10 protein-coding genes and 1 pseudogene are annotated in these 16,111 nt (G+C 47.2%); 6 read left to right on the forward strand and 5 right to left on the reverse strand.

What is annotated here, in order from left to right:
* The first annotated feature begins 60 nt into the window (after positions 1-60).
* The 3 genes from BV494_RS24285 (at position 61) to BV494_RS24295 (ending at position 1,591) form a co-directional block, all read left to right on the forward strand.
* Positions 61-459: a helix-turn-helix domain-containing protein gene (locus BV494_RS24285; protein ID WP_104925368.1), complete on the forward strand. Its 399-nt coding sequence runs from the start codon at positions 61-63 to the stop codon at positions 457-459.
* A gap of 171 nt (positions 460-630) precedes the next feature.
* Complete coding sequence (locus tag BV494_RS24290) at positions 631-1,173, forward strand: GNAT family N-acetyltransferase (protein WP_104925369.1); 543 nt, start codon at positions 631-633, stop codon at positions 1,171-1,173.
* A 199-nt stretch (positions 1,174-1,372) separates the two neighbouring features.
* Positions 1,373-1,591: a DUF7661 family protein gene (locus BV494_RS24295; protein WP_104925370.1), complete on the forward strand. Its 219-nt coding sequence runs from the start codon at positions 1,373-1,375 to the stop codon at positions 1,589-1,591.
* A 730-nt stretch (positions 1,592-2,321) separates the two neighbouring features.
* Here the strand turns inward: BV494_RS24295 and BV494_RS24305 are convergent.
* Positions 2,322-3,421, reverse strand: a protein-coding gene (locus tag BV494_RS24305) for an IS3 family transposase (RefSeq protein ID WP_104925372.1) whose coding sequence is annotated in 2 segments (ribosomal slippage) — positions 2,322-3,160 and positions 3,160-3,421 — 1,101 coding nt in all. Because the reading frame shifts where the segments join, the coding sequence is not laid out codon by codon here.
* Positions 3,422-4,089: 668 nt separating this feature from the next.
* Between BV494_RS24305 and BV494_RS24310 the strand changes: the two genes are divergently transcribed.
* Positions 4,090-4,617 (forward strand): YagU family protein, encoded by a 528-nt coding sequence (locus tag BV494_RS24310; protein ID WP_104925373.1) that lies wholly within the window; start codon positions 4,090-4,092, stop codon positions 4,615-4,617.
* A 168-nt stretch (positions 4,618-4,785) separates the two neighbouring features.
* Here BV494_RS24310 and etsC read toward each other — a convergent pair whose 3' ends face one another.
* The 3 genes from etsC to etsA are packed head-to-tail and all read right to left on the reverse strand — an operon-like array spanning position 4,786 to position 9,284.
* Complete coding sequence (etsC, locus tag BV494_RS24315; protein ID WP_104925374.1) at positions 4,786-6,156, reverse strand: macrolide efflux RND transporter outer membrane subunit EtsC; 1,371 nt, start codon at positions 6,154-6,156, stop codon at positions 4,786-4,788.
* A 3-nt stretch (positions 6,157-6,159) separates the two neighbouring features.
* On the reverse strand, positions 6,160-8,100 hold the full coding sequence (locus BV494_RS24320) for a MacB family efflux pump subunit (protein WP_104925375.1): 1,941 nt from the start codon (positions 8,098-8,100) through the stop codon (positions 6,160-6,162).
* Positions 8,097-9,284: a macrolide efflux RND transporter periplasmic adaptor subunit EtsA gene (etsA, locus tag BV494_RS24325; RefSeq protein ID WP_501207391.1), complete on the reverse strand. Its 1,188-nt coding sequence runs from the start codon at positions 9,282-9,284 to the stop codon at positions 8,097-8,099. Before etsA ends, BV494_RS24320 begins: the two co-directional genes overlap by 4 nt.
* Before the next feature lie 761 nt (positions 9,285-10,045).
* Here etsA and BV494_RS24330 point away from each other — a divergent pair.
* Complete coding sequence (locus BV494_RS24330; RefSeq protein WP_104925376.1) at positions 10,046-11,095, forward strand: RepB family plasmid replication initiator protein; 1,050 nt, start codon at positions 10,046-10,048, stop codon at positions 11,093-11,095.
* Between the two features lie 648 nt (positions 11,096-11,743).
* Here BV494_RS24330 and umuC read toward each other — a convergent pair.
* A pseudogene (gene umuC, locus BV494_RS24335) lies at positions 11,744-12,916 on the reverse strand (translesion error-prone DNA polymerase V subunit UmuC); the annotation flags it as partial.
* A 259-nt stretch (positions 12,917-13,175) separates the two neighbouring features.
* Here umuC and BV494_RS24340 point away from each other — a divergent pair.
* Positions 13,176-15,824 (forward strand): AAA family ATPase, encoded by a 2,649-nt coding sequence (locus tag BV494_RS24340; protein WP_104925377.1) that lies wholly within the window; start codon positions 13,176-13,178, stop codon positions 15,822-15,824.
* The last annotated feature ends 287 nt before the right edge of the window (positions 15,825-16,111 follow it).

Below are 16,111 nucleotides of genomic sequence, written 5' to 3' on the forward strand. Positions count from 1 at the left end.
CTCCTTCTTATTAATGACATAATAATCATTGTGCAACTTAAAGTGAGGTTTAAGTCAACAATGAAAGAACTGGATATCAGGGAAATCGCAGACCGTACCGGAGTTACCCCGTCTGCATTGCGATATTACGAAAAGAAAGGTCTAATCAAACCTGTTGGCCGTAATGGCCTCAGAAGGCAGTACAATGAAAACGTTATCAATAAACTACAATTGATCGCGCTTGGGCAGGCAGCAGGGTTTTCTCTTAATGAAATAGCGACGATGTTTAGTCCAGAGAACAAACTCGCATTAAACCGCGTACAGCTTCTTCAACGAGCAAAGGACATCGACGGCACTATCCGCAAACTCCAGTTGTTAAGCCGGGGACTGAAACATGTAGCATGTTGTACGAAGACTGAGCATTCCGAATGTGAGGAATTCAAAAGAATTGTCTCAAGAGGGCTGCGACTCGTCAGGTAAATTATTCTAAGGTCCCGTGTTATGAGCTATATCCGCTTCTGGCACAAATCGGACCTGTGCAAAGTTCGTTAGGTTCGCTGTGAGCGAACAGCGGACGTAGAATTATAACACTTGGAAATCATCCGTTTTTTCATATAATCCATTTAATATCATGAATCAGATTGGTGTGTTATGAAGTTATTTTCAACAGAAAGAACGGATGTATACCTGCTTACTGAAGATTTATCGGAAAAATTACAGCAGTACTTGATTACAAATAGAAGTAATTTTGCGCCTTTTGAACCATTGCGTGATGACCAATATTTCACTTTGAACAATATTTCTGAAAGAATTAAACAATCAGTAAATGAATTCAACGAAAGAAAAAATTTACTGATGGTTTTCACTATAAAAGAAGAAAGGGAAATAGTCGGTAGCATAAATTTCACCAACTTTGTTTATGGTGTTTTTCAGGCCTGTCATTTGGGGTTTTCAATCGATCATGATCATCAGGGGAAAGGGCTCATGCATGAGACTCTCGAGATGGCGATAGATTATCTACATGAAAAATATGAACTACATCGCGTAATGGCAAACCACCTTCCTGACAACTACAGAAGCAGCAAAACGCTTCAAAGCCTAGGGTTTATGAAAGAGGGATATGCAAAATCTTATCTAAAAATAAATGGGGTTTGGAAGGATCATGTACTCAACTCCCTAATTCTTTCAGAATAAAGTGACTATTATAATCCTCAGTAAAGAGGGGGCTACAATATCTTCAGCCTAACATTGACATGAAATCACTGAAAGCTTTAGGGCAGCTATGAGCGAAGAGCGGAAGTTGGTCTTTCATATATGTACGATTTACCCGCTGGCCTGCTCTGACATATGTATTATGGATTCAGGGGATCATTAGCATGATCGGAGATTGCATATGCTTATATATAACGTTTTTGGACGGCATATTGGCGTTCAACGTAAGAATGAACGGTGGCTTGTATTTCGTGCTGATCTGACGGAAAGAAAGTTTTCTCGACTCTATGAAATCGTTATTCCAGATGATATGACAGAAGGCGAGATTGCCAGCTGGCTGGGTGACATTTTCCATGAAGCCGCAACCGAGCGTCATCCAAATGTGGAACGCATCGGATAAGAATTCAATGGAGAGCATTACATTGAGCCCGCGCCAGGCACTGAGCTGACGGTGACGCTGAAGGTCAGCTTTGAGCGAACAACGGACATTCCTGTTACCCCTTTGTGTGAGTTAAAGGGGAGCAGGTCAGCGTTTAAAGCCTAACTTCGTGCCTCTGGTGGCGAGGAAGTTATTTGACGCACTCATGCAGAGCTGAAATCCTAAATTATCATTTAATAATGACGGAGAACTGCCGATAATATTCAAATATCACGCAGGGAACAGGTACGCTTAAACATAACTGCATCCAAATTTAAGGAAGAGAAATGACATCGCTTATAGTGACTCAAAAATTTCACTCCGTAGGGAATGGCACTTTTAAATCAGGTCGTGTTGTACGCCAGGATACAAGAGAGGCTTTCCTATGGGTTTATGATTGTGGCTCCACAAGCATGACTACGCTAAACCGCGTATTAGGGGCAATAACCCGGTGCGGATGGCCAGAATCCATTGATATGCTAGTGCTATCGCATTTCGATAATGATCACGTTAACGGCGTCGAAGAGATTCTGAGATACTGTCGCGTTAAAACGCTTGTCCTCCCATTTTCAGAATGGGCGCAGACCGTGCGCGAAATTTCGGTTATGGGCAAAAAGGGTACTTCACCGTCAACAGCGCTCATGCAACTCAATCCAGTTAAATGGCTGGCATCAAGAAATTGATCCCTTCCCAATATTGATGCCAGGATAAATCAGAGATCCGGGTCTGTTTGCAGGCTTCGGACAAATTCTTCCGGAGTCTGGTTATTTAATGAGGAATGTGGCCGGTACTGGTTATATTCCTGCCGCCAGTGCTCGATCTTCTCCTGAGCATCTTCCAGTGACAGGAACCAGTGCACATTCAAACACTCATCGCGCAGGCTCCCGTTGAATGACTCGACCAGAGCATTATCTGTCGGTCTGCCGGGCCGTGAGAAGTCCATTGTCACCTTATTTTCGTATGCCCATCGGTCAAGCGCTTTAGAGATAAATTCGCTGCCATTATCCGTCTGCAACCGGTGTGGTATACGGTGCTGCATTTGTTTCAGGCGCTCCATAACAGCCACCACATCCTCTCCGCGCAGCCCCTGACCAACTTCGATCGCCAGGCATTCACGACTAAAATTATCCACTACAGTTAGGGCACGTATCCGACGCCCGTTGAACAGATTATCAGCAACAAAATCCATGCTCCAGCACTGATCTAATGCGGTCACTTCTGGACGGGCGTGTCGGTGCCTGGCTGTAACATGCCTGAGTGGGCGTTTTGCTCGCAGATTCAGTCCTTCCTGACAGTAAATTCGGTGGGTTTTCTTGTGGTTGACTAACCAGCCTTCCCTGCGCAAAAGAATATGAATGCGCGGGCAACCATAGCGGATCCGTGTCTCCGCAATTTCTCTTATCCGGTGAGTCAGGGCCCTGTCATCACGACAACTGCGATAGAGGTATACCGTGCGACTCTGCATCATTAAACGGCAACCACGACGCAGCCCGATACGATAGGCGTCCAGCAGGTAAGTCACCGCTTCACGCTTCTGAATGGGCCTCAGAACTTTTTTCGAATGACATCCTGGAGCATTTCCTTATCCAGACTGAGGTCCGCCACCAGACGCTTAAACCGTTGGTTTTCGTCCTCAAGCTGCCGCAAACGGCGCAGTTCTGTTATGGCCATCCCGCTAAATTTTTTCTTCCAGTTATAAAAAGTGGCTTCAGAAATACCCATCTTTCTGCATTCTTCCTCCACCCGAGTGCCGGTTTCGGCCTGTTTAAGGGCAAATGCTATCTGTTTTTCGGTATAACGGGTCTTTTTCATGGTTGATATGCCTCTCAGTGAGAGGAAAGAAAGACCGGATACTTCAGTTTAGACTGGCTCTGTTTTCAGGGAGAAGATCACTGTTTTCAGGGAGGAGATCAATCTGTTCCATTTTCGCAAAGCGATTGAACCGCTTATTTCTTCCTATAACTCGACTCCCCCCTACTGGCAACATCCGTTGGCTTTGTCGCTCCCGGAGGCTAAAAATGTGTGATTGGGGGTTCGAACCTAAGATGTGGCAATGCGAGGGTTGCATTAAAGAAGGTAAAATCATGGTGGCTACCAACCTTGCGTGGGAAATCGGAACCTTTCGGCTATATCGCTGGGTAAGTATTCAAAATACATCTCTCACGCGTTATTACGCAAAAAAGATAGTTTAAACATCATTATATCAAGCCGACTTGACGGCCTTTCTACTGCCGTTACTTTGATTGCGAGGTTAAGACCATAGCCATGATAAGGGACTTGGGGAAGATTTGTCAGTTTGATCCCATCGCAGAGTTAAAGCTCACAGAAATGATAGCCATCATCAAAACTCCATCAGTTTTGTCGCAAGCCATTGCGGTGAAGAAGTTTCAAGTTTGTTATTAGTTACAAGATGTTATTGAGTAAATCAAAGCCGTAGAATTTGTGTTAAGTTCTCACCTCTAATGATAAGGGAGAATCATATGGCTTCACTTTTTAATACTACTAATAAATCTGCACGGAATTACATTACTGCGTTATGGGCTGGTTTTTTAGGTGGCAATATAGCGAGTTTTGTAAAATGGGGTACAGAGAGTGTGCTTCCTCCAAGAACAGCGGATAGAGCAATCCCACCCGCCGAAATGCTTACCGATTTTGGTTTAAAAGTTAATGAAATGGTCTACACATACTCAGGCCATATTGTTAACTGGGGTGTATCAGGGGTACATCACCTCTTCTCGATCGTTTTTGCGATGTTTTATTGTCTGGTTGCTGAAGTCTTTCCTCAGATAAAGCTTTGGCAAGGGGTCGCTTTTGCCATACTCGTTACAATCTGCTTCCACGGCATTGTGTTACCACTTGGTGGGTGGGCCCCCCCGTTATGGGACTTACCACATGATGAAATAATCTCTGAAACTTTTGGCCACATAGTTTGGATGTGGACAATTGAGGTATTCAGGAGAGATATCCGCAGTCGTATGACCCAAAAAATGGATCCAGAATTCCAATAATTATTATCTATTCCAGCAGAAAATTAAAAAGGCCACCTACTGGTGGCCTATTTATTTCCTGAATATAGCACCCAGGTATGTCGATGCCTGAAGGTCACGCGCAGTGTATTTTACGCTCGGAGCAGGAGGGCAGCACTTAGAGAAAATGTTCTGATGGACTATTCATTTTCATGGAAAAGTCTCCGAACCACCGAACTCCAGATAGATTTTCGCCAGGTTCTGGAACTGATTAAAGCGGTTTTCATCCAGTGATAGTTCTGCCTGGCGGCGCTTCTCCTGAGCATCAAGCCAGAATGAGACAGGCACAGCGCCCTGGCGATATCGCACTTCATTCAGTCGCTCAGATTCCATTGCCAGCTCAAGTCCTTCATGCAGTCTTTTTTCCTGGGCCAATAACTGATTACGAAGGGACAGCTCGTCTTCGATACTGCTCATCGCTTTATATAGCGACTGCTTAAACTCCAGTAATCGCTGTTCGTAATCGTTGCGGGCAATCTTCACTTCCATGCCCTGCTGCCTCCACTCGAGAAACGGCAGCGTCAGGTTAGCGCCAACGGAGCCAACAGGGTTTTGCAGGAAAGCCATCAGCGAACTGCTACTGGTACCGAGAGAACCGGTCAGACTGAAAGCGGGATAGAATTCTGTGCGCCTGATATCAACATTGGCCAGAGCTTCACGCACCCGCCACTCTTTTGCACTGATATCGGGTCTGTGTCTCAGCACGCTAGCCGGAATGTTCGCATTAACCGGGGGCATTGCCCCTTTTGGCAACGTCATCGGTTCAGCCACGGGACTGCCTGGTGCGGCACCCAGCAATACCGCCTGCTGATTCAACGCCTGCAAACGTTCACGACGCAGCCCGGTGAGTCTGTTTTCCTGGATCAGCAAGCTTTGCCTGGCATCAACCACATCAAGTAGTGAAGCACCACCCGCCTGATGGCGGGCATTCGCCAGGCGTAGAGTTTCTTTTGCGTAGCCGATGCTCTGCTGAAGGACGTTTATTTGTTGGTTAATAAAACCAATACGCCAGTAGTTGTCACTGGCCTCAGAGAGCAAGGTTAGCCGTGCTGAGCGCAGATCCTCTTCTGTTGCCTGACTTGCCCAAATTGCTGCATCGCGCTGACGGGCTATTTTGCCCCACAGATCCAATTCATAACTGGTATTAAGGTTGCCAGAATTGCCGTTTTCCCAGCTGTGTGAACCGTTAAGCTGTTTTCTGCTGTCTACGCCCAGCGTCCCCTTTATCCCCGGATCGTTTGTAATGCCCACTTTCTCAGCGTCAAGCCTTGCCCGGTACAGCCGTAAAGCGGCTAAAGCAACGTCATTATTGCTTGCCATAACCTGGCGTAACCAGCTATCCAGCAAGGGATCATTAAATGCTTTCCAGTCAAACGGCGCGGGCTCCCCGTCGGCATCGTCGCTGTACCAGCTGGCCGGATAATCCACGACAGGTGCGTGATAATCACTTTTCATTAAGTTTGCACAGCCTGCACTGAGCGTGGCAGCAATGCATAAAGCCAAAGGTGATAAAGTTCTCATAGGTTACTCGCTGGCCAATGAAGCGACCGGATCCATCCTTGCCGCCTTACGGGCGGGGAGATAACCGAAGATCATGCCGATTATTGTTGAACAGAGAAATGCGGCTGCAGCAGCCTGCCATGAATAGATGGCGGTAAACATTCCGCCTGCCAGTGCTGTGAACAATGCGCCTGCCGCATACGATAGCGCGATGCCTAACGCACCACCAATCAGGCACACAAGCACGGCCTCAATCATAAATTGCTGCATGATATCGCTACGACGAGCTCCAACCGCCATGCGCACGCCGATTTCATGGGTTCGTTCGGTAACAGACACCAGCATAATGTTCATCACCCCAATACTCCCGATCATGAGTGAGATGCATGCAACCATAAGAATCAAAATGCTGAAAGTCATCGAAGTACTTTCAATGGATTTTCTTATCTGTTCAAAATTATAAAGCTGGAAGTCTTTAACGCCGTGGCGCTGGGTTAGCAGTTGAGATATAGCACTGACAGCTGCCTCGTTAGCTACATTGTCTTTCAGCCTGACGCTGATGCTGGTCAGAACCGGTTTACCTGCCATTCGGTACATTACCGTACTATAGGGCATCCACACGGTAATTCGGTTTGGTGCATAGCTACGATTGCTGCTCTTAGCGATGCCCACAACGCGTGCAGGCACGGAGCCGAGAAATACAATTTGCCCCAGGGCCTTTAATCCTGCCTCATCAAATAAGGCCATGCGTGCATTTTCATCGATAATCACTTCCTGCAGTGCGTTACGATCATCCCTGAACGTTGCCCCTTGCAAAATCTCAATGCCGTTTACGCGGAAATGATCTCGGCCAACGCCATTAATTGAGGCGGTTGCGGATTTTCCGCGAAAACGAATGTTGTCTGAGGCACTGATTTCCGGGCTTACGCTGTCAATAAATCCCTGCTTCGCTAGCGCCGCAGCATCTGCAGGAACCAGCGTACGAATACTTTCGGCGCTGTCGTCGAAGAAATCCTTGCCCGGATAAATGCTCACCACGTTGGTGCCCAGATCTTTAATATTCTCCAGCGTCCGCTGCTTAGCCCCTTCACCGAGCGCTACCACTGTGACCACGGCAGCGATGCCGAAAATAATTCCGGTCATGGTTAAGGTTGTGCGTAAACGGTGCGCGTTCATCGCTTTAAGCGCCATTTCCAGAGATTCACGTATACGATCGAGAAAACTTTGCCAGCGACTTTGTTGGGTCCGGTTGGGGGGTGGCAGTATTTCCGTAGTGGTCAACCGGCTGCCGCTGTCAGAGATTATTTCACCATCACGTAGTTCAATAATTCGCTGAGCATGTTGCGCCACTTTCATATCGTGGGTCACAATCACCACGGTGTGACCCCACTGGTGAAGTTCGCTGAGGATGGCCAGCACTTCCTGCCCGGACTGCGTATCCAGCGCACCGGTCGGTTCGTCCGCAAGAATTATCTCTCCGCCGTTGATCAGCGAGCGGGCAATACTGACACGCTGTTGCTGGCCGCCGGAAAGTTCACCGGGTTTATGGTGCTCACGCCCTTCTAACCCGAGCCTGGCCAGCAATGCTGCCGCTCGCACTCGACGCTGGTCACGTCCGCTGTTGGCGTAAATGGCAGGTATCTCAACATTGCCCAGTGCGCTGAGATCAGGCATCAAATGATAGCGCTGGAAGATAAAACCGATATGCTCACGCCGTATCCTTGCTAGCTCATCCGGTGAAAGCTGGGCGGCGTTTTGCCCGCCGATGTAATAATCTCCGCTGTCGGGGACGTCAAGACAACCAATTATGTTCATCAGAGTAGATTTACCTGAACCTGAGGCGCCGATAATCGCCACCATTTCACCGGCTGCGATGGTCAGGTTCACTCCTCTCAGGACGGTAAGCGTCTGGCCGCCATTACGATAGGTACGGCTAATGCACTTAAGCTCAATGATATTACTCACAGTACGAACCCTTCCCCAGGTGATTTTTCGCCTGGTTGCGACAGCACGACATTTTCCCCGGCTTTTAAGCCATCAAGGATTTGAATATCAACGCTGTTGGTTATTCCGGTTTTTACCTGGCGCGTTTCAAGCTTGCCGTTACCTGTCAGAATCTGCACCTGCTGCTTATTCCCGTCGGCTTTTTGCACCGCCTGAATGGGCACCAAAAGCGTATTTTTACCTTCGCCAGCAAGTAGCGTGACCTGTGCAGTCATAGCAATTCGCAGCCGGTTTTCCGGGTTAGGCACGTCCAGAAGCGCGTTGTAGTAGACAGAAGCATTCGAGGTGCCGGAGCCTGATGCCGAACTGTTGCTGGCAAGAGTGTCGTCTTTCATTACGGATTCTGGCGCCAATTCAACGGTGCGCAATATCGCGTCATACTCTTTGTCCGGTTCCGAGAAAATGGTGAAGCGTGCTTTTTGACCAATGGAAATACGTGTGATATCGGCTTCAGAGATCTGCGCCTTAATGGTCATGACATCCAATCTTGCGAGCTTGATAATAGTCGGTGCGCTCTGACTGGAGTTAACCGTTTGTCCTTGCTGTGTAACAACTGCGATAACGATCCCGTCCATAGGAGCGATGACTCGTGTATAGCTCAGGTCGACCTTTTTCTTATCTACCTCTATCTGCGCTTGCACCAGTCGTGCATTTAGCGACAGTAGCTCCGCACGGGTGGTAGCCAATGTTGCTTCTGCGGACTCAAAATCTTCACGTGAGCTGGCTTCTTCGTTAAGCATCTGTCGCTGCCGTTTATAACGGAGTTCTGCCTGTTTCAATAGTGCCTGCTTAGCTTGCAGATCTGCTTTAACCACGTTGAGCGCTGCTTCTGCGTTACGTAAATCATTACGCTGCGGCACATCGTCAATGTCCGCTATTGGCTGCCCTTTAGTGACGTGATCGCCAGCCACAACTTTCAGTGATTTAACCTGGCCTGAGACCTGAGCACCAACGTTAACGCGCTCTATCGCGTCAATTCGCCCGGTAGCCAGTACTGAATTCTCGATATCCCCTACGCGTACTGGAGCTGTGACATATTCTGCGACCGGCGGGCTACGCAGGAAGAAGAGCAATGCAGTGATAAGAACAAGTAGTAGTACAACAGCAAAAATGACGACGCTACGTGAAGCGGGTTTCATTAACATTGTTCGAGTTTTCCATAACTATAAAAAGCTTGATGCCAGATACCATAATGCCATCGTCAGCCTCTACTGGAGTTAAATATTGCGTGTTTACATCATTGCGGTTATCCACTTATCTACAGGTTAGATCCAATAATAAGATCCAAGATAGATCATCTAATAGATCAAAAGAGATCCCCGATCCTCTGCAAGCCATGTCCCATAAGGGCTCAACCCACATTGTTAACCACTATAAATAGTATTCTAACCTCTATAGAGAGTAATATAACCACTGTAGACAGCATATTAACTTCGCTGGCGAGCAACTAAAAACCACTACAGTCAGTAAATTATCATTGGAGAAGTAGATAACTTTTCTCCGAGGCGACCTAGTTAAATTCATAAAAATCATAATATTTTTCCTAAACAACCTCATAATGCAGCATTAATGGTCACAGGTTAATCACAGTGTTGCTTTTCGATTGTGATCCCCAAGTGGATCCTAACACCCAAACTTAACTCCCTGTTTTTAAAGTTATCCTAAGCTTCGATCCAATAATAAGATCCTTATAGACCCTTTAAGACCCTAAGAGATCCCCGTTCTCTCGCAGGCCTTGTCCTATCTGGGCTGAACGGTGATCGTTAACCGCTATAGTCAGTAAAGCAACCACTGTAAAAAGCAAACTAACCACTATGACCTGTGGTAAAACCGCTATAGTGAGTGTTAGTATCCACTGTATTGTGTACAGCAAGTCTCTTATCCACATTCATTGTGAGAGCTGATAATGTCTGAAAATGAGCCTAAAAACATAGAGATAGCTAAAGCATTCTCTGAAACTGACAAGCGAACAGGTGAACTTGTTACTCTGGTTCCTAACAGCAATAATACTGTTCAGCCTGTTGCGTTGATGCGGTTGGGCTTATTTGTTCCTACCCTGAAGTCCACGGCACGAGGACGTAAAGGTCAGATGAACTCAATGGATGTCACCTCTGAGCTTAAGCAGCTTTCGATCGTTAAGTCTGAGGGATATGAGAACATCAAGATAACCGGTGCCCGGCTTGATATGGATAATGACTTTAAGACTTGGGTTGGGATCATACATGCCTTTGCCAAGCACAAGGTCCTGGGAGACTCTGTATACCTGCCGTTTGTAGAATTCGCTAAGCTGTGTGGGATTCCATCCGCACGCTCTTCTGCGAAGCTCAGGGCGCGTCTGGAGGCGTCTCTTGAACGTATCGCCACTAACACCCTATCGTTTTCAAACAAAGAAGGTGATTACTACGTAACTCACCTTGTTCAGTCAGCAAAATACAGCCCGAAAAAGGATGCTGTTGAGTTGCAGGCGGATCCTAAGATCTTTGAGTTGTATCAGTTCGATAAGAAAGTCCTTCTGCAGCTCCGGGCTATCAACGAGCTCTCCCGCAAGGAGTCTGCGCAGGCTCTGTATACGTTCATTGAAAGCCTTCCGACAGACCCAGCTCCAATTTCGATGTCACGCCTGCGTGCCCGCCTTAATTTGACCTCGCGAGCCATCACTCAAAACGCGACTGTACGCAAGGCCATGGAGCAGTTAAAGGCTATTGGTTATCTTGATTACACAGAGGTTAAGCGTGGCAAGGCAGTATATTTTTGTATCCACTATAGGCGGCCAAAGTTACGCCCTGCGCAAATTCCTACGGGCATAGGTGATGATGTTTATGATGTAATCGATGAAGAAAACGTCATTGATATCCCGGCAGAGAAGGTTGCTGATTCAACAGCACCTCGGGAGATGGTAATGCTGACTAAAGAAGAACTTGAGTTGTTGGAACAGATTCGCCAGACAAAGAAATAAAGTTGGTCTCTTGCTGTTAATTGGCCTAAAGCCTGCTGAAGTAATGGCAGGCTTTTTCATATCCACTATAGAAAGCTGACTAACCACTGCGGTGAGCAACCTATCCACTGTAATCAGTAAAAGCTCCCATCACGTAATATCCTATCCACTGTAGGCTGCATTCATTACTCTCTATAGTGGTTATTAAGATGATCTCCTCTAACCCCCCTAGTACTTACTAACCTGAAACACCTTATCTGGTAAGGGTCAGTGGTTACTAACTTATTGATGGATTCTTGAAGTTTCTCACTATAGTGGTTTCTACTACCCACAGTGGATATTTCAATTTTAGGTGTTTTCTTCTCTCCTTAGTGGATATTACTCTCTGCAGTGGTTGTTCCTCTCCATAGTGGTTTGAGTGTCGTTACTCGCCACAGTGGATAGTTCTCTCTATAGTGGATATGCACATTAGGCAGAGATATGCCTGGCAAAAGTTTTAGCCTGTTTTGAGACAGTGTCACTTTTGGGACCAGATAGTGAATATTTTCAGCGAACGTTCGGGAGTGAGAAGAGAAAATGAAATACCTTCTTGGTGACAGCGAACAGAGCATGCTTAAAGCAACTGACACCAACAACTCGGGTGGTTAAGGTTGTCAGTGAATCGCTTCTTTAGAATTTAACGCGCATAAGATCACTGAAACGTGTCGTGTACGCAGGGGATAACATTTGGCGTTTCATCTCCCATGACTTTTGGATGCCCTGGCCGGCGAACCATACGCGCCCTTTTCCGCTGTGATTGATCCCGTCGAGTACTGCCATAAGTTGTTCGCTGTTAGACCTTGGTTTGTTTTCATCAAACAAACCAAGCTGGGCCACACCCTGACTGTAAAAGTCACCAAGCATTACTCCACATTTTTGAAACCGGTGGCCGTCCTGCCATATGGCATCCAGGCATTGAGTGGCCGCAGCTACGATATCCCTGCTGTCCTGAGTGGGGATCTGAAGCTTTGTGCCTGCTGTTTTTCCAAAATAGACTTCGTTTACGGCAAATGGGCTTGTTTTAACAAATGCTGAGATATGTCGGCAATACTGACGTTCGCCACGGAGTTTCTCTGCTGCACGTACTGCATGACTACAGATCGCCTCCCGCATTAAATCGTATTCTGATACGCGATCACCGAATGACCTGGAGCAGACTATTTGCTGTTTTGTCGGTGCAAATTCTTCCAGCTCCAGACAGGGTTCGCCGCGCAGCTCCCGGACAGTGCGTTCCAACACAATATTAAAGTGTTTGCGGATCAGCGGTGTGGGAGCATCAGCTAGCTGCAATGCCGTTTGAATTCCCAGATCATTTAGTTTTTTAGAAATCCTCCGCCCCACTCCCCATACGTCTGCGACATCAACCAAGTTCATCAGTTTGCGCTGACGGGCAACCAATGATAAATCAACGACACCGCCTGTTTTTGTCCACTTTTTGGCGGCATGATTTGCCAGCTTTGCCAGCGTTTTCGTTGGACCGATGCCTACGCCAACGGTGAGTCCTGTCCACTTAAGAACCTTCGCCCTCACCTCCCGTCCGAAATCCTCCAGATTTTGACAGTTGCTGACGCCTTGCAGATTTATGAAAGCCTCATCAATCGAATACACTTCGACAGCTGGAGCCATTTCTTCAAGTACGGTCATTACTCTTGAGCTCATGTCTGCATAAAGGGCGTAGTTACTGCTGAAGGTAATAATGTTGTTCCGTTCGAAGAGCGCTCGCATCTTAAAAAAAGGCTCGCCCATTTTGATACCGAGTCTTTTTGCCTCTGCACTTCGGGCAATGACACAGCCATCGTTGTATCTGAAGGTGATTAACAGTTAGTTAATAGCAATCTAATGATTTTTATAAATATTTATTTACTAACTTTTTTCAATATATTTATTCTTGGTAGCATATTTAAGTGAACATGCTCTAAAGGTTCCCGCCGTCGACTCCCCATCAGTAACCCCCTGAAAGGAAAATCTACGAACGCCATAGAATCATATACTTAAATTCGTTTACATTTATTGAGAGAGGGGATACAACAGTCAACACCGTAGATAGCTCAAGGAAAGTGATATGGCCTCTGCAAGACAAGATTTTGATCGGTTTGTTAGGTGGATTTACCAATCTGAGACAATCCCATCGGATGTCCGTCGACTGGCTAGCCTGTGTCTAGCAAACTTTGATGATCTTGCAGAAACCTCCAGAAATCGCAGTCAACGTTCAATCTATCTGGTGCAGTTAATGCGTCAGCAACTCGCGCAGACCATCGAAGAAGCCCCCTCAGCAGAAGCGAATGTCGCGGAAGGTCAATGGCCATGGTCTCGTCTCCATAGCCTGACATTAGGCCCCTTCCGCGGTTTTAGAACACCGGAGCCCTTCGATCTTGATAAACAGATTACTCTGCTTTACGGTCCTAATGGGAGTGGAAAGACCAGCCTTTGCGAAGCGCTGGAATATGCCTTATTAGGTGATGTCGAGGAGGCCGGAAACAAGCGCATTGCTGCACGAACCTACCTCACTAACCTTCATGCAGGACGGTTTGCTCCACCTGTTCTTAAAGCCCTCGACAATCGAGGCCGGGAGCTTGATGTTGCTTCTAATCCAGACACATTTCGCTTTTGCTTCGTTGAAAAAAACAGAATTGATTCATTTTCACGAATAGCCGCCCGTTCCAACGCACAGCGTGCCGAGCTCATCGCCACGCTGTTTGGCATGGATCAGTTCAGCGACTTCGTTAGCCACTTTAATGAGAGCATTGATAACCAGCTCATATTGACCGCGAATAAGCAGGCCATGCTTGATACGCGCCGCACAGGACTGCTGGCAGATAGAAAGTTGGTGGAAGGCAAAGCTGAAGCTGACAGAGTATTGGCTAGCGAAGAGTTAGCTTTAGCTGAAACTTACACACCTGAAACAACCTACGCCGGCCTAAAAGTTTTGTTCGGTAGCGAAGACGCGCCAGGACGTCTGCAGCAGCTGGATACCATTCTTGAGGTCCCTCCGCCGGCCATAGTTGGTATCAGCGGCCCACTCCTTCAGGAAACCTATGACAGGGCTGAGGGACATAAAAATGAATATAACCGCATCTCTGCCGATCTTAGAGCTCAGAGCGATCAGGTATCTTACAAGGGACTTTACGAAGCCGTACTCGCCTTGAAGGAACCTGTGGGAGATCGCTGCCCGGCGTGCGATACCCCACTTGCTGGTCAGAACCATGTCGCAAACGATCCGTACGAAAAAGCCACATCAGGACTGCAACAACTTAAAGCGCTGGCTCTACTTCAGGACAGCCAAAAAGCAGCTGAGTTTGAAGTCAACCGTGTTTCCCGCGAACTCCGGCAGATCCTAAAAAAGGTTGAGCTATTCATTCGCGCTGAGTTCGTAACGCCTGTAGGAGAATTCCTGGAAACTTTATCCGAGGAGCCTGCTGGATTTTGGTGGGAAACTATTGCGCCGGACAATCCCTGGAATAACCCGCAACTGGCACAAATCATCGAAATAGCAGATCAGGTTGCTGCGCAAGATGCTGCTACAAGACAGTCCCAACAGAAGCGCCAACAATATTCTGAGGAGCGAAGCCGACTCAGGGATTTCCAGCTTCGCGTACAGACGCAGGATCAAAAGCGTCAACAACTGAAAGATAGTATTGAGGCAGCAAATGCTCGCATTCAAGCTTTCGACGAAACAAATGCCGCTTTAATTTTGGAAGTAGCACAAGAGCACTTGGACATTGTACGGGATGCGCCGCTGAAGACAACTTATGACCTTTTCCTTGAGGTAATAAGATCGTACCGCAACCAGCTACCAGGACAACTCATGGCGGGGCTTAACGAGTCGGCCGTGACGCTCTACAACTCATTTAACCGCAACGATCTTGAAACAGATAAACTTGCAGCGCTATATCTGCCGTTAACCGGCGAAGAAAAGATAGAAATTTCATTTCGGGGTGCACCTGAACGTCGGGTAGATGCGCTGCATGTTCTTAGCGAGGGGCATGTGCGCTGCCTTGGCCTCGCAATCCTGCTGGCGAAGGCAAAGAGCATTGAATGTCCATTCATTGTTTTCGATGATGCGATAAATGCAATTGACCACGACCACCGTGGTGGCATACGAGAAACAATTTTTGAAAACGACACCTTTGAAGGTACACAGCTTATTGTTACCTGTCACAGCAACGAATTTATTAAAGACATTCAGCAACATCTGCCCGTAAGAAGGCGGAATAATTACCGCGTTTACCTTCTCAGGCATCATGATGGCAATCACCAGCCTCGTGTTCGCGGTAATGTGACGAGTGCAAACTACATTGCCAAGGCAAGAGCAGCCCGCGAGGTTCTTAATGACCGGGACGCATTAGCCGCTTGCCGGCAGGCATTAGAAATGCTTTCAGAGAAGGTATGGAAATGGCTTACCAGTCATGACCAGGGTGTTCTCACATTACAAATCGCGGCTGCAGGAGCCGAACCCCAGCTTAGAATGTTGTGCGACTCGATACTGAAAAAACTCAGGAGTGCTGCAACATTCCAGCATACCAATAAAGAGCCGTTAATAGCCGCCTACGGCGTAATCCTGGGCATTCCTGAACAGAATCTGGTCTGGACATATCTGAACAAGGGAACACACGAAGAGGAAAATCGCGATGACTTTGATGCAGAGCGTGTTGAGAGTGTTATTGATACTCTTGAAGCCCTGGATTCGCTGGAGTTGCGCCCCGGAAGATAGCACTTAACTTAAGGGAAAAATAGCAGATACGAGTTCTGATGATACTGACCAAATGGGGCAGGTAATGACTGACCCTGTGACCCTGACCCATCTTACTGATTATGAATGGATCATATTCGAGGTCAGGGTCAAAAGATTGTGCCGGCTGTACTGGCCATCTATCTGATCCAATTAGCAACGGAAAGCCCTCAAATGAACGGCCAGCCAAGGTCAGGTCTTTTGTTGCAACTACAATCCTCATATCACGACTCCGACTATAAGTAATAAAATGATGTGAACAGCATAGG

It is taken from the genome of Rahnella sikkimica (assembly GCF_002951615.1).
Classification (GTDB): domain Bacteria; phylum Pseudomonadota; class Gammaproteobacteria; order Enterobacterales; family Enterobacteriaceae; genus Rahnella; species Rahnella sikkimica.

Excerpts from the sequence above, each read along its gene's own strand:
- BV494_RS24285 (WP_104925368.1), top strand. The coding sequence starts at position 61 with ATGAAAGAACTGGATATCAGGGAAATCGCAGACCGTACCGGAGTTACC.
- BV494_RS24290 (WP_104925369.1), top strand. The coding sequence starts at position 631 with ATGAAGTTATTTTCAACAGAAAGAACGGATGTATACCTGCTTACTGAA.
- BV494_RS24295 (WP_104925370.1), top strand. The coding sequence starts at position 1,373 with ATGCTTATATATAACGTTTTTGGACGGCATATTGGCGTTCAACGTAAG.
- BV494_RS24310 (WP_104925373.1), top strand. The coding sequence starts at position 4,090 with ATGGCTTCACTTTTTAATACTACTAATAAATCTGCACGGAATTACATT.
- etsC (WP_104925374.1), bottom strand. The coding sequence starts at position 6,156 with ATGAGAACTTTATCACCTTTGGCTTTATGCATTGCTGCCACGCTCAGT.
- etsA (WP_501207391.1), bottom strand. The coding sequence starts at position 9,284 with ATGTTAATGAAACCCGCTTCACGTAGCGTCGTCATTTTTGCTGTTGTA.
- BV494_RS24330 (WP_104925376.1), top strand. The coding sequence starts at position 10,046 with ATGTCTGAAAATGAGCCTAAAAACATAGAGATAGCTAAAGCATTCTCT.
- BV494_RS24340 (WP_104925377.1), top strand. The coding sequence starts at position 13,176 with ATGGCCTCTGCAAGACAAGATTTTGATCGGTTTGTTAGGTGGATTTAC.